Origin of the sequence: Marinobacter sp. bablab_jr003 (genome assembly GCF_016464245.1) — a bacterium.
Classification (GTDB): domain Bacteria; phylum Pseudomonadota; class Gammaproteobacteria; order Pseudomonadales; family Oleiphilaceae; genus Marinobacter; species Marinobacter vinifirmus.
The window spans coordinates 1-18,751 of sequence record NZ_JADARC010000053.1; the positions used below are offsets into that span (position 1 = coordinate 1).

General features: G+C 56.8%; 14 protein-coding genes. 7 read left to right on the plus strand and 7 right to left on the minus strand.

Going from position 1 to position 18,751, the window contains the following annotated elements:
- Nucleotides 1-301: 301 nt before the first annotated feature.
- On the minus strand, nucleotides 302-1,267 hold the full coding sequence (locus tag H3Z84_RS05705) for a hypothetical protein (RefSeq protein ID WP_199456800.1): 966 nt from the start codon (nucleotides 1,265-1,267) through the stop codon (nucleotides 302-304).
- Nucleotides 1,268-2,239, minus strand: coding sequence for a DGQHR domain-containing protein (locus H3Z84_RS05710; RefSeq protein WP_199456801.1), 972 nt, complete (start codon nucleotides 2,237-2,239; stop codon nucleotides 1,268-1,270).
- A 387-nt stretch (nucleotides 2,240-2,626) separates the two neighbouring features.
- Between H3Z84_RS05710 and H3Z84_RS05715 the strand changes: the two genes are divergently transcribed.
- The 6 genes from H3Z84_RS05715 (at nucleotide 2,627) to H3Z84_RS05740 (ending at nucleotide 11,216) form a co-directional block, all read left to right on the plus strand.
- Nucleotides 2,627-2,845, plus strand: coding sequence for a hypothetical protein (locus tag H3Z84_RS05715; RefSeq protein WP_199456802.1), 219 nt, complete (start codon nucleotides 2,627-2,629; stop codon nucleotides 2,843-2,845).
- 39 nt (nucleotides 2,846-2,884) lie between these two features.
- A complete protein-coding gene (locus H3Z84_RS05720) occupies nucleotides 2,885-3,487 on the plus strand; it encodes a PEP-CTERM sorting domain-containing protein (protein ID WP_228285767.1) in 603 nt (200 codons plus the stop codon).
- A 293-nt stretch (nucleotides 3,488-3,780) separates the two neighbouring features.
- Nucleotides 3,781-5,118, plus strand: coding sequence for an alkane uptake protein AupA (gene aupA / locus H3Z84_RS05725; RefSeq protein WP_199456803.1), 1,338 nt, complete (start codon nucleotides 3,781-3,783; stop codon nucleotides 5,116-5,118).
- Between the two features lie 10 nt (nucleotides 5,119-5,128).
- Nucleotides 5,129-8,266: an Ig-like domain-containing protein gene (locus H3Z84_RS05730; protein WP_199456804.1), complete on the plus strand. Its 3,138-nt coding sequence runs from the start codon at nucleotides 5,129-5,131 to the stop codon at nucleotides 8,264-8,266.
- 153 nt (nucleotides 8,267-8,419) lie between these two features.
- The gene (locus H3Z84_RS05735) at nucleotides 8,420-10,714 is read left to right on the plus strand and encodes a molybdopterin oxidoreductase family protein (protein ID WP_199456805.1); all 2,295 of its coding nucleotides are present in this window, start codon (nucleotides 8,420-8,422) and stop codon (nucleotides 10,712-10,714) included.
- 43 nt (nucleotides 10,715-10,757) lie between these two features.
- The gene (locus tag H3Z84_RS05740) at nucleotides 10,758-11,216 is read left to right on the plus strand and encodes a DUF2489 domain-containing protein (protein WP_022988801.1); all 459 of its coding nucleotides are present in this window, start codon (nucleotides 10,758-10,760) and stop codon (nucleotides 11,214-11,216) included.
- A gap of 7 nt (nucleotides 11,217-11,223) precedes the next feature.
- Here the strand turns inward: H3Z84_RS05740 and H3Z84_RS05745 are convergent, their stop codons facing one another.
- From H3Z84_RS05745 to H3Z84_RS05755, 3 genes are read right to left on the minus strand one after another with little or no spacing between them, the layout of a single operon-like run.
- Nucleotides 11,224-12,117, minus strand: a complete 894-nt coding sequence (locus H3Z84_RS05745) for an HDOD domain-containing protein (RefSeq protein ID WP_199456806.1) — start codon at nucleotides 12,115-12,117, stop codon at nucleotides 11,224-11,226.
- Nucleotides 12,118-12,119: 2 nt separating this feature from the next.
- Complete coding sequence (gene recG / locus H3Z84_RS05750) at nucleotides 12,120-14,195, minus strand: ATP-dependent DNA helicase RecG (RefSeq protein ID WP_199456807.1); 2,076 nt, start codon at nucleotides 14,193-14,195, stop codon at nucleotides 12,120-12,122.
- Nucleotides 14,196-14,203: 8 nt separating this feature from the next.
- Complete coding sequence (locus H3Z84_RS05755) at nucleotides 14,204-15,163, minus strand: hydrogen peroxide-inducible genes activator (protein ID WP_199456808.1); 960 nt, start codon at nucleotides 15,161-15,163, stop codon at nucleotides 14,204-14,206.
- A 76-nt stretch (nucleotides 15,164-15,239) separates the two neighbouring features.
- Between H3Z84_RS05755 and H3Z84_RS05760 the strand changes: the two genes are divergently transcribed.
- Nucleotides 15,240-16,109: an NAD-dependent epimerase/dehydratase family protein gene (locus H3Z84_RS05760; RefSeq protein ID WP_199456809.1), complete on the plus strand. Its 870-nt coding sequence runs from the start codon at nucleotides 15,240-15,242 to the stop codon at nucleotides 16,107-16,109.
- On the opposite strand, the gene H3Z84_RS05765 is transcribed toward H3Z84_RS05760, so the two are convergent.
- Together H3Z84_RS05765 and H3Z84_RS05770 are read right to left on the minus strand one after the other, a co-directional pair.
- Entirely contained in the window at nucleotides 16,102-16,488 is a 387-nt protein-coding gene (locus H3Z84_RS05765) for a RidA family protein (protein ID WP_022988806.1), read from the minus strand. The two genes, H3Z84_RS05760 and H3Z84_RS05765, sit on opposite strands and share 8 nt — an antisense overlap.
- A 78-nt stretch (nucleotides 16,489-16,566) precedes the next feature.
- Nucleotides 16,567-18,708, minus strand: coding sequence for a RelA/SpoT family protein (locus tag H3Z84_RS05770; protein WP_199456810.1), 2,142 nt, complete (start codon nucleotides 18,706-18,708; stop codon nucleotides 16,567-16,569).
- Between the last annotated feature and the right edge of the window lie 43 nt (nucleotides 18,709-18,751).

Consider the following 18,751-nt stretch of genomic DNA (forward strand, 5'->3'; position numbering starts at 1 on the left):
ACGGCGCTGGTCTGGCAATACCCGGAACTGGGAAGTAACCGGACCGGTATCGCTCAACCCTGGCAAATTGCAGGAAATAGAGCGCAATAAATTGGCCGCTTAAACGCGGTCATTTGGACAACTGGGTTGAAAATCGCCGCTCTTGATGGTCACGAGACCATAAGTTTGCCTTAGATTGATTCCATAAATTGGTCGCTCGGGTCGCAAAGCGGACATTCAGGCTTAAGGCCTGGGCCCAGACTCCGAGGTTTCTTTAGTTCTATCGAATTGGAAAACAGTCTTTCCCAGGATCTAGCTTGCGTTAGGCTGCATGAATCTGATTAACAAGACGAAATGTTCCATTGGCAAGAGGGCCAGATACTCTTCCAGCCCTCTCGTAGCCATACCGCATAAGGCTATACATCAGTGAAAGAATGGAATTGCTAACATCGAATAACATCTGAACATCATTTTTATTTGTCTTTAGCTCAAAAGAATTGGGCAATTTTAACCACTCAGTGTTTCGAAGGACAGCATCAGGATCATGCACGGCCCCCTTGTATGGATACCAAACGCCGTGACTCTGCTGATAATTTATTCTGTTTCTCAACATCGATGGCCAGTTGCCTTTAGAGGCTCCAGATCTTGTCAAGGATGCCTTCATACCTGAAATTATATCTATGGCACTAGATTTATGCTTACCCAACCCCGACGTATTTGGAAGGTTATTTATTATCCAAGTAAGTAGATTATTAAATGAAAGCCATGTATCCGCGTGAGACTCTTTTAGCTTTTTATATTCAACACATCCGTTTTCGATTATTGAGATATAGAATCCATTCTCTATGCCAGAAACGCTATCACCCATCTGCGTAGCCTGGGCTACTTGGTAAACCATGTCCACATGAGTGGTATCTAACTGAGTGCATGCCCTGCCAAACAGCCTCAGAATCGCATGTGCGGCAAAAAAGGCAGAATAATACATTTGAATTGAAGCCCAACTGGTACTTTTGGGTAGCCTTTCCACTTTCCCTATGCACCACATTGTTTCTATTGAAGCTTGAGAGAACCTGTTGCAGTCATTAGCCAGAGCAGCAAACAAAAACCGCGGCTCCTGAAAACGAAGCTTGAACTCTGCCGCCCGGCCATTGGCGGTTGCAGCCAATGGATGCTCCAACAAATATCGCCCAGAGGCAAGCCACGCCTTTAAATCTGCCTCCGTGCGAGAAGTAACCTCAAATATTTGGTTCTGAGTGAGTTGATGAATCAAACGAATTTCAGGAAGCATTTAAAGCGAGAACTCCTGTTTCAATGACTCTTCGAAATGCTCAACAATTGGTTTGTAAGCATTGGATGGGTTCTCAATTTTTGATGGCCTAATCCGCTGCCCAACAACCTCAGTAAATTCATAATAGTTATCAGGGGAATAAATCGCGCCAAATCGGTCCTTAACTCTTGCGGTGATAATAGGGAAAAATCCTGCAATAGCCTTAAAAACTGTTGTGTTAAAGGCTTGCTCTTCAAGGTTGTGTGGAGCTAGTATCCCCTCATTAAAAGCTATCAAATACGAGTTATATATCTCGTATACCTCATCTGGTGATTTATTGCCAAAGAACTTTACCAGCGGCTTCATTGCAGTATTAAATACTGACCTTGTTATTTTTCCTTTTTCTCTTCTTGATGCTGACAATCTGTTGTATAAAGCGCTATCATTCTCGTTCGAGAACGTATCAAATAACTCTCGGAGATACTGTTCAGTATCATTTTCGTATTCAGCCAGCTTTTTTATGTCCAAAAGAAGTTCGGTTGGCACACCCTTTTGCTTGGAGTTAATGTCTATAAATAGCCTTGTTTCATCTCTCTTTGACAAGCCTTCATATACAATAACAGGAATTCTAAGGGCAGTTTTTGCTAGTCTGAATCCATATACCCGGTGTTGCCCATCAATAATAAGGAAAGATTTATTTATTGGCTTAAAGCTGATGGACTTGGTTTTTGAATCATAGCTGAACTCGCAGTCTTCCTGAGCGGATAGTACTATCGAACTTGGGATCGTCCCAAGCCCTGAATCAATATAGTTTGCGATTTCTGCGGCACGCTTTTTATCTAGCTCTCGTTGAAAACCCTCGATGGGATCTTCGTCCCTATTGATGACGTAGCAAGTTTCAGCAAGTATATCGCTAGGCATTGTAAAGGAATAGAATCTGTGCTCACCTTGGCGAACCAAACTCACGCTGCCAAAACTTTCTTTCTCAGTCATATTAAACCTTCTAATTATGTTCCGTGTTGGGATTGACTTCTGCCAATGGTAACCAGGCTCACTCTGACGAGCTTAAGGAATTCAACTCTCCAATTTTCGCCAAAAGGGAGAATAAGACACCTGCCGAAGGTATTAAACAATAGCCTACCTCACACTTATGGATACTGCCATTCAATCGTCTGCATAGCGTGCAGGCCCGCCTAATTACATCGCGCTAGCAGATCAAACTACTTAAGCCTTGGGGACAGCACGGCTGACTCCCTCTGACGTGGCACTATTCTGAACGATCTAAAAGCGGGGATTGAACGAGGGCTCCAAGAGAAAGTGAACATTGGCAGAGCGAATGTCCGCTTTTGTTTAAAAGGCGTCACTTTGGAATTGGCATCAATGGCAGACAACCTCAATTCCGCCCGGCCAATATATGGTGACAAACTGCGGCCACATTATGGTGTCATTACCAATCGAGCGGGCTTTGTCATTTCTGGGCAGACGGCAGACCTGGCACATGTTGACTTCCTTTACAGTTGGACGCATGGCGGCTTTGCTCCAATCACCCATCTCATTGTGCAAAATCGACTTTCTTCTTTTGGCATAGCCCCTGCTTGACATGGACAGGATCAAGCATGTCGCCAAAGGAGGCCCATCATGACCGCACAAAAAAGCATATTTAAACTATTTTTCGGGCTCGGTATCCTGCTGCTGGCGGCGTCATACGCACAGGCTGCTGTTATCTCCTGCAACACCAACCCGACCATCAACTACATGCAGATGAGCAGCACTGAAGCCACCGGTTGTCTTGCCTCGGGCTCCGGCAACATCACCGGCGCCAACCACAACGACCTGTTCATCAACAACGGCAGCACCGGTGAGGGTTACCTCAGCGCCGGCAAGACAGACGGCGCCAACCCATTCAACATTCACTACACCCAGAATGGCAGCACAGGGACCTGGAGCTTCGACAACAGCTTCTGGGACAACTACGCCCATGCCGCCCTTGGTTTCAAGTTCGGCACTGGCAACCAGCCAGATGAGTGGTTTGTATTCTCTCTCGCGGATGGCGTAAGTTCCGGATCATGGTCGTTTTTCCACGGCTCAAGCTTTAATAAGCCGAAGGGTGGCGGCCTTTCCCACGTCAACCTTTATTACAAAGACATCGCCAAGGTTCCCGAGCCAGGTACGCTCGGCTTGCTGGGCCTGGGCATTCTGGGCCTGGTCACTCTGCGCAGAAAACTGCACCGCCCAGCCTGACTGTCGGCTTTTCTTACACAACCTCCAAAGCTCCCACTGGGAGCTTTTTTATATCCGCAGAAATAATCCGCAACAAAAATACACACGCATGGCCTGTTATGCCTATGAATAGTGGGTAATTTTGAACAACGATGACCATGATGTGGTTCTGCAGACACTGATTTTCGTCACAGAAGCCAACGTCCCGATCAGACAAGCCCAATACACTTAAACCTGAAAAACGTACCCGTCCTGCCTGAATTGCCAATTCACAGGGCTTACGACAAAAACAATAGTGCGAATGGAGTGTATCAATGGTTCTTTCCCCTCGATTTTCTGTACGGGCGGTGTCCCTGGCTGTTGCAGCTGTATCCACCACCTTTGCTTTTCCTGTCAATGCCAGCATGGGCAACCTGGGCACCAGCTATGGCGTAATGCCTGTTGATGTCGCAACTGCCCAGTCACTGTCGATGTTTAACGATCAGGTTTCGGCCACCTACTACAACCCTGCCTATTTGACCAAAGACCCGAGGGGTGAGCTGACCACCGGGCTGCTGCATGCCGAGCAGGAACTGCGCGCATCCGGCCCGAATCGCGATGGTGATGTGGTTTCAAGCTCACCCAGCCAGCATGTTCTGATCGGCATGAAGACCAACCTGGGCTCCCTCACTCGCTTCGGTCATCCTCTGTATCTTGGCTTTATTGCCGGTGTGGAAAAGTACGGTAAGGAGATGCTGGCGTTTTCATCCGAAACCTCCGAAACCGGTCAGTTTTTGCAGTATGGAAAAGAGCCGCTGTTCCTGAATCTGGGGGGCGCAACCCGTATCTGGCGCGGAATAGACGCCGGTGTGTCGGCTCGCATCACACTGGAAGCGGAAGCCGAACTGATCGCAACGTCCAACCTGGCCGGCGATACGGAGAAGGAAAAGCTCAGCGTTAACGCCAAGCCGTCGCTCAAGAGCATTCTCAGTGTCAATATTGATCACGGAGAAACCTTCTGTCCTGACAGCAACTGCTTCCTGAGTGGCTGGGAGACCGCGATTGCGTATCGCACCAAGTCCACCTCATCAACCACCGTTTCATCCAACGTCATCGTCAGTCAGACCATTCCTGATCCGGGCTTGAGCCTGGCGGTTTCCACCATCGACTCTTTCCAGCCGGAAACCCTCAGCATTGGCACCCAGTATCGGGGCGAAGGCTGGCGGATCGGCGGCAGTCTGGAGCAGCAAAACTGGTCGGAACTGGAACGTATATTCGCCCGCGACAGCATCAAAGATCAGGGTGACGTTGCACCGGCCAGCCGGATGAAGTTTGACGACATTCTGGTGCCTCGGCTGGGTGGCGAGTACACCCTGAACGAAAACTTCGCCCTCAGAGCCGGCATTGCCTACGAGGAATCGCCGCTCAAATCGACCCGCAATCCAGAGGTTAACTACCTCGACACCGACAAGATTGTGCTTGGCCTGGGTCTCAGCGCCACCTACAACCGCACTCGCCTGCTGGCCTACCCGGTCCGCATTGATATCGGCTACCAGTACCAGCAACTGCAGGAACGCGATTTCACGATTGTTGACTTCAATGGCAACGAAGAAGCGGTAACGGCCGACGGCGACATCCACGTTGTCAGTGGCTCAGTCACCCTGAAGTTCTGAGAGGCTCATCATGAAAAAAACAATGATTGCACTCGCAACGGCGGGTCTCGGTCTAGTGGGTTGCGGTGGCGACACGCAGACGGTAAGCAAGCCAGCGGCTGCACCGGAACTCTATTTTGCCTATCCGGCAGACACCCCGGTCATGGCTGACGGGCAGCCCATGTTCACCACCGCCGTGCCGGTAAGTGCGCCTGTTTTTCTACGCTTTACCGACCGGATTACCACGCCCGAAAGCGATATCGCGGACGCTCTGATCCTGAAAGATGATCAGGGCAATAGCGTCACGCTGGAATCGGCGATGCTCACCGCCGGCGATAAGGGGTTGGCAGTAAAACCAGCTGAGGCTTTGTCCCCAGGCAGGGTCTACACACTGACAGCCGACGGCCTGGAAGTGGCCGGGCAAGCCGTGTCCCTCACCGACGATGGCATCGTGTTCAGGACCGAGCCGTCATCCAGTGGCCCTTTACTAAGCCAGACCGAAGGTGTCGACTTCCGCGTGGCAAGGCTGATCCCATTGGGTGACGACCGCTATCCTGCAACCGACCTGTCGGTGTTACGAGTTCAGTTTACTGAGCCGGTCAAGGCCTCAACGGTGGTCTACGGCGAAACCTTCAGCCTGCTCGACAGCGAGGGCGAACTGGTGCCCGCAGAGGTCTATCTGCGCGGGCACCGCCTGACCGTCGACCCGGATGATTATCTGGACCCGGCACAAACCTATTCGATCGAAGTGACCGACGGCATTCAGAGTGACATCCTTGGCGCCAATCTGACTGTGCCAGCGGAAGCACCCTGGACATTTCAGCCGATGGATACCCGGTCTCCCAACGGAGAACGCCAGTTTGCTGCGCAAAAAGCGGCAGACAGCGAGGGCCTGGTTGCTATTTCCGGCGCCGAATTCAACACCGTGAACCTTCAATCAAAACTGCTGGGTGACAACAACCCGACCACCGCCGGCGGGGTTGTTTTCGCGGAGCTCGGGTACATTCCCCGATTTGAGCGTGTTGGCAAAAGCGTGCCTTTGGCCATCGGCCGCGGATCGCTGATGACCGGCTCCAGCGTCGTAATTAATGTTGCCGGCGCGGTTCCGGCCGGTTTCGAATCCGAGGATGTGAGCGTTCGCTTCATCTCCGATGCCAACGGGTTCCTGATGCCCAACCCGTACACCGACGCCGAGGATGCCCCTCGACTGGTCGAGCTGTACATCGACATGGCGCTGAACGCCGATAATCCGGTGGCAAACGCCGCCTTCGCTCAACAGCTGATGCATGTACAACTGGTCGGAACCGCCATCGTCGAGGACGGCACCCTGACCATAGAGGCGGTCGGCGTCATTGAACCCGGGGTGATGGGCGTAGACCAGGCCTCAGGGCTGATCTCATTCCGGCTGGAAGGCTTCCGTTTTGAAAAGGACGCGCCATCGCCGGAGCAGTTTGCCGATCAGGAGGCACCGTTCATCAAGAGCTGGTCGCCAGGAAGCGATTACCAGAACCGACATCGGCCCGGCGATCCGGTTGTGATCTATGTGTCTGAGCCGGTGACCCCGAACAGCGTCAATGGTGATACGGTTAAGCTTTTCGCCGATGGCGTTGAACAGTCGGTGGAGGTGCAACTGAACGGTTCGGCCATCAAAATTCAGCCCACTGAGCCCTTGAAGCACCAGGTTCAATACAGTGTGATGCTGGATGGCCCGGCAGACACCTCCGGCAATCTGTTGGCGACAACCTCTCTGGATTTCAACCTCGCCCCAACCGAGCAAGGTACACCGTCGGAGCAATCCCCACTTCTTCTCACAACCATGCCCGGATACCCTTGCGCCAAGACAGGAGCGTCGCCAGGAGACGATCACCAGGGCCGTTGTGCCGGCGGAAAATCGACAGATGACCTGCTGCCGATAGCAGCGCTGGCAAAAGACCAGTCCATTCTGGTTCGGTTTTCCCAGAACATGGACCCGGCAACGTTCATACCGGGCAACACCCTGAACATCGAAAAGCAAAACGACGACAACTCCTGGTCACCCCTGCCGGCGAGCAACTACGATATTGAGGTTCAGAGCAGAGCGCTGATCATCCGCTCGGTAGCGGGATGGGATGAAGGCGCACGTTACCGATACACGCTCAACGATCAGGGCTCGCTCAGGTCAATGGCCGGGCTGCCTTTACAGGCAATTCCATTGAGCCAGGGTAAAGAAGAGCCAGGCAACAGAACGTTCGGAACAGGCCCGGTGGTCAACTACTTCGTCGCCACCGACAAGGTTGATGAGCTGCCGTTGCCACTTCGAAACCTGCCCACTGCCGATGCAAACGCAGACCTTGAGTACATCAAAGGGCTCGAAGACGGTTCCCAGAACGGCGAAGCACTTCCAAACAGCATTGGCCTGACAACCGATGAGAATGGCAGCGTCTCGGCAATTAACGATTCAACGCTGGTTGAAGCTGCCAATGTTGGCTGCGCCGTTGGAGAAGACTGTCCGGAAGATCAGTTTATCTATCTGACCGCCATGCTCGACACAGCTGTATCCAGCATGGCAGACGATACCGGTCGCGTGGGCGTGGACATTTTTCCAGCAGTACTTGCGACCACCTCAACGGATGTTTGGGTCAGTCTCGACACCAGTTTTGTCGATGCCTTCCCGGACTTTATCCTCAGCGTAGATCTTGAGCCGGACGAAGCCATTCCGACCGGCCCCATGTTTATGCGGATCCGCTACGAAGAAGATAATGAAGGCAACAAACTTGCCCCCAAAGGCTTTATCTTCAGCGACGAAAACGGTCAGCTGACGTTTGAAACCACGTTGAACGTCTATCTCGATGCGCCCTATTTGAACCCCAGTATTGGCCCTGCAGATCTAAACCATAATCTTCGGAGCTATCCCATCGATGATCTGACCATCCGCGGGCCAATTACCTTCCTGGAAGACGGGCGCATGCAGATAAGCCTCAACAACATTGAGCCAGTTGCGGTGAACGTTGAGGTTCGTGGCAATATCAACATCACTGCCGAAAACACCGGTGGACTTTGTGCACTTCCGTTTATATCCGGCCTATGCGGCGGAATCGCTAACCTGGCCATCGACGCCAACACTCGCATTCATCTGGTTATTCCACCAGACAAACTGAATGTGACCTATCTTTCGCCGTTCACTCAGTGATTAATCAGGCCAGCAACCGCTGGCCTTTTTATTGGCTACATCGAGACTCCGGGCGCAAATTGCCTTTTCACCTCACCGCCATTTCCTGCTAATCTGGTTGCACTTTGAAACCACGACAACCTGATCCAGCATAAAAACAATTCGGGAGCTCCCATGGAAAACGGCACTCACTACCGCACCTGCCACCTCTGCGAAGCCATGTGCGGCGTTGCCATTGAGGTTAATAACGGCAAGATCTCCTCCATCAAGGGTGACGAGCAGGATCCGCTCAGCCAGGGCCATATCTGCCCCAAGGCGGTGGCGTTGCAGGATTTGCATGAAGACCCGGAGCGTCTGCGCAGACCGGTTCGTAAAACCGCCAATGGCTGGCAGGAAATGTCGTGGGATGAGGCGTTCGATCTGGTCGCCCGACGCTTGCACGAAGTGCGTAGCAAGCATGGCAAAAACAGCATCGGGGTGTATCTGGGCAATCCCAACGTTCACAACCACGGTGCGCTGATGACCACGATGCCGTTTTTGCGCGCTATTGGCACTCAGAATCGCTTTTCAGCCACCTCCAATGATCAGTTACCACATATGCTGGCGAGCCTGGAAATGTTCGGGCACCAGATTCTGTTCCCGATTCCGGACATCGACAACACCGACCTGTTTATCTGTATTGGCGCCAACCCCATGGCCTCAAACGGCAGCCTGATGACCGTGCCCGATGTCCGTGGGCGGCTGAAAGCGCTGAAACAAAGGGGCGGCAAGCTGGTGGTCATCGACCCCCGCCGCACTGAAACAGCCAAGCTGGCGGACGATTTTCACTTTGTTCGCCCGGGCACGGATGCCTTACTGCTGATGGCCATGGTGTACACGTTATTTGACGAAAAGCTGGTCAATGCCGGCGCAACCGAGCGCCTGATCAAAGATATTGACCTACTGCACCTGGCCAGCCTGAGCTTTGCACCCGAGTCGGTTGCTGATCACACAGGGCTGTCTGCCGAGGCGATTCGCCAGCTGGCCCGTGACCTGGCCGGCACCCGCAAAGCCGCGCTGTATACCCGCATGGGCACCAGCACCCAGGCGTTCGGAGGCACAACCACCTGGCTGGCTTACTGCCTGAACATTCTTACCGGCAAACTGGACATCCCGGGCGGTGTTCTGTTCACTCAGCCGGCGGTGGATCTGGTTGCACTTGGCGCGATGTCTGGCCAGAACGGCCACTTCGGCAAGCGTCACAGCCGGGTAAAGAAGCTGCCAGAGTTCGCGGGTGAATACCCCGCCAGCACCATGGCGGATGAAATTCTGACGCCGGGCGAAGGCCAGATCCATGCGTTTGTCTCAGTGGCCGGTAACCCGGTGCTTTCCAGCCCCAATGGCCAGCGTTTGGAGCAAGCTCTGGGCGGGCTGGAGTTCATGGTGTCGGTCGATTACTACCTGAATGAAACCACCCGGCATGCCGACGTGATTCTGCCCCCGACGGCAGCCCTGGAGCGCAGCCATTACGATCTGATCTTCAGCATGTTTGCCGTTCGCAACGTCGCCAAATACAGCGAAGCTCTGTTTGATCCGGGCCCCGATGCCCGTCATGACTGGCAGATTCTTCTGGAGCTGGCCCACCGCCTGGAAAAACAGCGCAAAGGCGGCCGCCTGCCGTGGCGTGCAGAGCTTGGCTGGCGCGCGTTCAAGCGTTTGGGACCAGACCCGATTCTGGACATGATGCTGCGCAGCGGTCCTTACGGCGCCAGCCTGGGCAAGGCTGGCAAGCTGGTTCAGCCGGCGCTGGATCTGGTTATGGATATGCTGCCCAAGCGCCACCCTCTAAAGAGCCTGGCCAAACTCAGCCCGCTGAACCGGCGCTGGCAGGAATTGCCCAAAGGGCTGTCATTGTCCGCCTTGAAGGATTACCCAAGCGGCGTTGATCTCGGCTCGTTACAACCCAGCCTGCCAGACCGGCTGTTCACCCGGGATGGCAAGATCCAGCTTGCACCGCGCCGCTACCTGGCGGATATTGAACGCCTGAGAGCCCTGCTGGAGCGGCCGTCGAGCGACCAATTGCAACTGATCGGCCGCCGCCACGTGCGCAGCAACAACTCATGGATGCACAACAGTCAGCGCCTGGTGAAAGGCAAGAATCGCTGCACCCTGATGATGCATCCGCAGGATGCCACAAACCGTGGCCTTGTGGACGGTCAGCAGGCGCAGATCGGCTCCGGCGACCGCTCGGTGGTGTTACCCGTCGAGATTACCGAAGACATCATGCCCGGCGTTATCTCTATACCCCATGGCTGGGGACACAGCCGGCCCGGCACCGGCCAGTCGGTTGCGACCGCCCATGCCGGCGCCAGCATCAACGATATCCTGGACGACACCGAAACCGACCCGGTTTCCGGCACATCGGTACTGAACGGGCAGGCAGTGGAAGTGAAAGTCTGGCAAACTGGCGCCCAAAGCAAACAGGCCTGACCCACCGGGCAGGCCTCGCCATTCATTGATACGAGGTTCAACAATGCCCAGAGGACTGCAACTGTCGTTTATTGTTGTCGGGCTGGTGGTGATCGGGATTCTGCTGTTCTACATCTGGCGGCAATCCAGGGTGCTGAACGAAAACCGGATGCGCCAGAAGAAGGCGGAAGAGTTCCAGGCCAAGCGGCGCGACGAGATGATCGAAAGCATCCGCATTATTGCCCTCGCGGTGGAAGAAGGACAGGTGGAACATTCTGAAGCCTGCCTGCGCCTGAAGGGCCTGCTGGATTACGTGGCCCCGGAACTGCTGGACCAGGCGCCCTACCGGGTGTTTCAGGAAGTGCACGACAAGATCCAGCACATGCCCACCCACCGCGCCCGAAAGGCCACGGATGCCAAGCTGGTTCAGAAGATGGACAAGGAACGCTTCGCGGTAGAACGGCAGCACGCCGAGGATGTGCGCAAGGCGGCTACCGCCATTCGCCATTACCGGTTCGACTGAACCGCAGTTACCGGGCCAGCGGCATCATTCCGGCCATGGCCATGATGCCGTCCCGGTTATGAACCAGCGCATCAAACTGCTGCTCTACCCTTTGCCGGCTCAGGCCCAGTTCTTCAAAAACAGACTGGGGCACCGGCTCTGCCCGGCCCGGCATCAAGCCCCGGGCGGTGAGCAACTGCCGGCCCAGCCAGACAATTCTGGCCAGGTAATGATGAGGGCCGCTGTAGTCGGCATCCGCCTGGTGCCGCACCGCCAGGGTCACTTCATCGGGCATGCCCCAGTTCTCCAACAGGCGGGCGGCGATCTGTTCCCGGCTGAACCCCATCAGCTTCTGCTCCTGGGCCGCTCGGTCACCGGCCGGGTTATCTCCCAGCCAGCGCATCAGTTGCTCGTGGTAGGGCGGGAACACCTGCACCAGCACCAGGTCGCCAAAGTTGTGCAGCAAACCGGCCAGGTAGGCCAGCCCGAACAGGGGCCGCTTTGTTCTCGGCATCATCCCGGCGAGGATTCCGGCAGACTGGGCCTGCCAGGTGGCTTGCTGCCAGTAGTCCCGGTAGCCTTCGGGCTGATCCAGCGGCGCTTTGAGGGTACGGCCAAGGGCAAGGCCCATGGCCAGGTTCATCACGGTATCGAAGCCCAGTACCCGAGAGATGGCATCGTGTACCGAGCGCACCTGCCCGGCGGAGGCGTAAAAGGAAGACGATGCCCAGCTCACCACCTGGGCGGCCAGGCCCGGGTCGCTCTCCACGATGTCGACCAGGTCTCCCATGACGGCTTTCGGGTCTGACCGAAGGCGCATGATGCGCTGGGTGGTTTCCGGCAAGGGCGGCAGCTCCAGGGTGTCTTCAAGGCGCTGCAGAATGCGCAGACTGGTGAATTTGCTGGAGGCCGGGAACTGCATGGTCAGACCTCTCCGTACCGGGTGTTTTCGCCGAGCCAGCGGCGCACCAGGGCTTCGGCCACGCCGGGCTGCTTCACCAGCGCCGGAGCCATTTCCCTGACCGGCTCTATCCAGCCCTTGTCCCGCTCGAAATCGGCCAGGCGGAACTGCATCAGCCCGGTCTGGCGGGTGCCCAGCACTTCGCCGGGGCCACGGATTTCCAGGTCTTTCTCGGCGATAAAGAAGCCGTCCTGGCTGTCCCGCAGGGCCTGCAATCGGGCTTTACCATTATTCGACAGCGGCGGGTGGTACATAAGTACGCAAAAGCTCGCCTGGTGGCCCCGGCCGACCCGGCCACGCAACTGGTGGAGCTGGGCCAGGCCCAGCCGTTCGGGGTTCTCGATGATAATCAGCGATGCGTTGGGCACATCCACCCCCACCTCGATTACGGTTGTGGCCACCAGCAAGTCCAGCTCGCCGTTCTTGAAGCGTTCCATCACTTCGGCTTTTTCCTGGGCTTTCAGGCGACCATGCACCAGGCCCACTTTAAGATCCGACAAGCGCTCGGAAAGTTCCTGGGCCGTCACTTCAGCTGCCTGGCACTGCAGGGCTTCGGATTCTTCAATCAGTGTACACACCCAGTAGGCCTGGCGCCCCTCCCGGCAGGCGCTGCGTACCCGTTCGATGATGTCGTCCCGCCGGCTGTCTGGCAGCACAATGGTTTCAATGGGTTTACGGCCGGGCGGCAGCTCGTCAATAACCGAGGTATCCAGATCCGCATAGGCGCTCATGGCCAGGGTACGGGGAATGGGGGTGGCGGTCATGATCAGCTGGTGCGGGGCAAGGCTGCCACCCACGCCTTTTTCCCGCAGGGCCAGGCGCTGGTGCACGCCAAAGCGGTGCTGTTCGTCCACAATCACCAGCGCCAGCCGGTTGAACTGCACCTCATCCTGAAACAGGGCATGGGTGCCGATGGCTACCCGGGCTTCTCCGCTGGCGACAGCCTCCAGCGCTTCCTGCCGGGCCTTGCCTTTGACCTTGCCAGACAGCCACGCCAGCCGGATACCCAGAGGCTCCAGCCAGCCCCGGAAGTTGTTGTAGTGCTGCTCTGCCAGTATTTCCGTGGGTGCCATCAATGCCACCTGGGCGCCGGCGCCGATGGCCTGCAGTGCAGCTAGGGCCGCCACCACGGTTTTGCCGGAGCCCACATCCCCCTGCACCAGCCGCAACATGGGCAAAGGCTGGCTGAGATCCTGCCGGATTTCTTTCATCACCTGGCGCTGGGCGCCGGTCAGGCTGAAGGGTAACTCTTCCAGAAAACGTTCGGTCAGATCACCGGTAGGCAGCAGGGGCAAGGCCTGCCGGGCCTGTATCTGTTCCCGCACCTGCAGCAGGCTGAGCTGGTGCGCCAGCAACTCTTCCATCACCAGCCGCTGCTGGGCCGGGTGCCGGCCTTCCACCAACTGGGGTACCGGGGCACCGGCCGGGGGCTTGTGGACCAGTTTTACGGCTTCGGTAATGCCCGGCAGCTGGTAGTCCGCCAGCAGTTCCGGTGGCAACCAGTCTTTGATGGGGTAACGGTCCAGGTACTGCAGCGCCTGCTGGCACAGCCCGCGCACCCGGGGCTGCTGTATGCCTTCGGTGAGCGGATACACCGGGGTGAGCGTGGCTTCGTCACCCGCCGGCATGGGCGGCGGGTTCACCTGGTATTCGGGGTGGTAAAACTCGTAACCGGCGCGGCCCGGGCGGACTTCGCCAAAGCAACGTACCCGGGTGCCTTCGGTCAGCTGGTTACGCTGGGCGGCATTGAAGTGGAAAAACCGCATTACCAGAAAACCGCTGTTGTCCCTCAGGGTGACCTGCAGGCTACGGCGCCGGCCCATCACCAGGTCGGTTTTCATAACCTCCCCTTCCACCACCGCAACATCGCCAATGCGCAGGCTGCCCATGGGGATTACCCGGGTGCGGTCCTCATAGCGGTGAGGAAGGTGGAACAGCAAGTCCTGTACGGAATGGATGCCGAGTTTTGCCAATGTTCCCGCCAGGGCGTTTCCTACGCCCTTGAGCTGGGTAACGGAGATGTCTTCCAGTGACGTCATAGTGGCACTCAGGCGCCCTTGGCAACCGCCGGCGTTTCGGTTTTGGCTTTTTCGATCACCCGGCACTGGCTGGCCGCCAGCGACAGCACATCAATGGCCTTAGGCCGCGGGAAAGTCACCCGCCAGGCCAAAGCCACGGTCCGGAAAGGCACCGGCGCGGCAAACGGGCGAACCGCCAGGATATCTTCGTGGTATTTCATTCCGGTGGCCGCAGACAGCGGCAACACGGTAATACCAAGGCCGGATGCCACCATGTGGCGGATGGTCTCCAGGGAACTACCTTCGGTCACCAGGTCCGGTTTGTCACCATCGGCCCGTTTGGTGATGGCATCCACCAGCGGCGGGCAGGATTCCAGTACCTGGTCCCGGAAGCAGTGGCCCGGGCCCAGAAGAAGCAATTGCTCCCGGGACAGTTCGTCTGCGGTTATCTCATCTTTTGCGGTGAGCGGATGATCCGCCGGCAGCAATACCACGAAGGGTTCGTCGTACAGCGGCATGGTGACCACTTCCGACTCTTCGAACGGCAAGGCGATGATGATGGCGTCGAGGTCTGAATGGCGAAGCTTCTGGCGCAGGTTGGCGGTGTAGTTCTCTTCGATATACAACGGCATTTCCGGCGCCGCCCGGCGCAGTTCCGGCAGCAGGTGCGGGAACAGGTAGGGGCCGATGGTGTAGATGGCCCCCACTTTCAGCGGTGAGTTCAGCTGGTTTTTGCCGTCCTGGGCCATGTCTTTGATCACGCCCACCTGGTCCAGCACCCGCTGGGCCTGCTCGATGATGCGCTGCCCGGTTTCGGTTACCCGGATGCTGCTTTTGCTGCGTTCGAACAGGGGAATACCGAGTTCGTCTTCCAGCTTCTTAACCGCCACACTGAGGGTGGGCTGGCTGACGTGACAACGCTCGGCCGCGCGGCCAAAATGCCTTTCCCGGGCAAGCGTAACAACGTATCGTAACTCGGTGAGTGTCATGGTGAGCTCCGGTCGGATCGATCAGGTCGAAGTTTCACATACTTTATCAGCCTAAGCATAAGGATTGAAATTGTCTATGGCAATGACAGATCGCAACCCATCTGCACGAATTCTGGTGGCCGGCTGCGGCAAGCTTGGTGGCGACATTGCCCTGGCCCTGACCGGCGCCGGCCAGGTGTACGGTTTACGCCGCAATCCGGACAAGGTGCCGGCGGGAATTACCGGGATCGGTGCGGACCTCACCCGGCCGGAAACCCTGCAAGGCAAGCTGCCGGACAACCTGGACATTGTGATCTACTGCCTGACACCTTCAAGCTATGATGGCGAGGGCTACCACAACGCCTACGTCGCCGGCCTGCAGAACCTGCTGGATGCCATCGGCAACAACCCGCTGACCCGCCTGTTCTTCATCAGCAGCACCAGCGTGTACGCCCAGGACGATGACAGCTGGGTGGATGAAACCAGCCCCGCCGAGCCGGACCGGTTTACCGGCCAGCATATTCTGCAGGGCGAGCAAACGGCCCTGAACAGTATTCACCCGGCTACCGTGGTGCGCTTCAGCGGCATCTACGGCCCTACCCGCCAGCGGTTCCTGGAAGAAGTTCTGGAAGGCCGGATGAACCCGCAACCACCGGCACCGTTCAGCAACCGGATTCACGAACAGGATGCCGCCGGGGCCATCGCCTACCTGAGCCAGCAGGCATTGCAGGGCCAGGAGCTGGAAAACCTGTATATCGCCAGTGATTGCGAGCCGGTGCGGCTGGATGAGGTGGTGAACTGGGTTCGGCAGCAGGTGCCGTGCAAAGATCCGGTAGAGGGTGCCCGCAAGGGCGGACGTGCGGGGAGTAAGCGGTGTAACAACCAGCGGTTGCTGGCCAGCGGTTTCGAGTTCCGGTACCCCGACTACAAAGCGGGATACCGGGAGATGATCAACAACCTCAGCTAAGCACCATTACCGCTTCCATTTCCACCGGCACGCCTTTCGGCAGCGCTGCCACGCCTACGGCGGCGCGGGCCGGGTACGGCTCCTGGAAGTAGGTGGCCATGATCTCGTTCACCGTGGCGAAGTTAGCCAGGTCGGTCATGTAGATGTTCAGTTTTACGATGTCTTTCAGCTCACCACCAGAGGCTTCGCATACAGCCTTCAGGTTTTCGAAGACCTGACGGGTCTTGGCGGCAAAGTCACCGGGCACCACTTCCATGGTTTCAGGGTCCAGGGGAATCTGGCCAGACAGATACACGGTATCTCCGGCTTTGACTGCCTGGGAGTAGGTACCAATCGCCTGCGGGGCGTTTTCGGTCTGGATAACAGATTTATTGGTCATGACCTGCGTTTTCCTCTCGTTCAAAACGCCAATCCTCTCCCTTCAGCGTGGCGACTGTCAACCACGCTAAAGTCGCACTCAGTGGCGAACCCGGCTGATGTGAGTAACCGCACGGATATTGCGCACCCGGCGCATCACCCGGGCCAGGTGCCGGCGGCCATTCACGTGCACCACCAGGCTGACAATACCGAACTTCGCGTTCTGGTCTTCCACGTTGATGCGTTCGATATTGCCGTCGGCCATGGCTACGGCGTTGGCCACTTCGGCAATCACACCGCGCTGGCGCTCCAGTTCTACCCGCAACTCTACCGAGAATTCATCGGTGATGTCCTTGGCCCACTTCAGGTGGGTCAGACGGGCGCGCCCTTCGTCGTCTTCCGGCAGGCTGGAGCAGGTGTCGGAGTGGATGACCATCCCGTTCCCGGAATCCATAATACCCACCACCGGGTCACCCGGAATGGGTTTGCAGCAGCTGGCAAAGCGCACCAGCATGCCTTCGGTTCCGCGAATGGTCACCGCGCCCTGCTTTTCGGCCGGGGCGTTTTCCAGGTTTGCGGTAGTTTCCAGCCCTTCACCGCCGCTGACCAGCTGCCGCGCCACCAGGTAAGCCATGCGATTACCCAGGCCGATGTCACTGACCAGGTCATCAAAACTGTTCACCTGATTATGGCTGACCACAGCCTGGCGCTGGACTTCAGTAATGTCCGAAAGCTTGGCGCCAAAGCCTTTCAGGGAACGTTTGAGCAGGGTACGGCCCAGCTCCAGGGATTCTGCCCGCTTGCGGGTTTTCAGTACGTGGCGAATGCTGCTGCGGGCCTTGCCGGTTACCACAAAACTGAGCCAGGCCGGGTTGGGCCGGGCGCCGGGGGCGGTGATAACTTCCACCGTCTGGCCGCTTTGCAGGGGCTGGCTCAGAGAGGCCAGGTTGCGGTTAACACGACAGGCTACCGTGGCGTTGCCGATATCAGTATGAATGGCGTAGGCGAAATCCACCGGCGTTGCCCCGCTGGGCAGTTCCATAATCCGGCCCTTGGGAGTAAACACGTAGATTTCGTCCGGGAACAGGTCGACCTTCACGTGTTCGATGAACTCCATGGAGTCGTCGGCCCGCTCGCGCATTTCCATCAACCCTTTCACCCAGCGGTCCACACGGGACTGGTTGATGTTGGTAACGCCGGATTCCTCGTTCTTGTACATCCAGTGGGCAGCAATACCATTGTTGGCGATGTGCTCCATTTCCTCGGTACGGATCTGGATTTCAATGTTCACATGCATGCCGAACAACGTCGTGTGCAGCGACTGGTAGCCGTTCGCCTTGGGCATGGCTATGTAATCTTTGAAACGGCCCGGCAGGGGCTTGTACAGGCTGTGCACGGCGCCCAGAATGCGGTAACAATCGTCTTCCGTGTCGGTGATGATGCGGAAGGCGTACACATCCATGATTTCATGGAAAGATTTCTGCTTGAACTTCATCTTGTTGTAGATGGAGTTCAGGTGTTTTTCCCGGCCCAGTATCCGGCCCGGCAGGCCGCGCTCTTCCAGCTTTTCCTGCAGTTTGCCCCGGATGTCATCGATGATCTCCTTATGGCTGCCCCGCAGCTTGGCCACCGCTTTCGAGATGTATTTGGAGCGCATCGGATACAGCGAGGAAAAGCCCAGGTCTTCCAGCTCGGTAGAAATCGAATGCATACCCAGGCGGTTGGCAATGGGGGCGTAGATATCGAGGGTTTCGGTGGCGATGCGCTGGCGTTTTTCGTAGGGCATGGGGCCCAGGGTGCGCATGTTGTGCAGGCGGTCTGCCAGTTTTACCAGGATCACCCGGATGTCCTTGGCCATGGCCAGGGTCATTTTCTGGAAGTTCTCGGCCTGGGCTTCGGCGCGGGAGCGGAATTCAATCTGGGTCAGTTTCGATACGCCGTCAACCAGTTCGGCCACGTCTTCACCGAACTGTTCGCTCAGGGCGTCTTTCGGAATACCGGTGTCTTCGATAACGTCGTGCAGCATGGCTGCCATCAGGCTCTGATGGTCCAGCCTCAGGTTGGCAAGGATGCCGGCTACGGCCAGGGGGTGGGTGATGTAACGGTCGCCGCTTTTGCGCATCTGCCCTTCGTGGGCCTGTTCGGCGTAATAATAGGCCCGTCGCACCTGATTGATGCGATTGGTATCCAGATACGAGCTAAGCTCTCTGGCCAGATGTTCAACCGTTGGCTCTACCGACACCGCGCCTCCAATGTTTCTCTGAAAACCGGGGACAAAAAAGCCC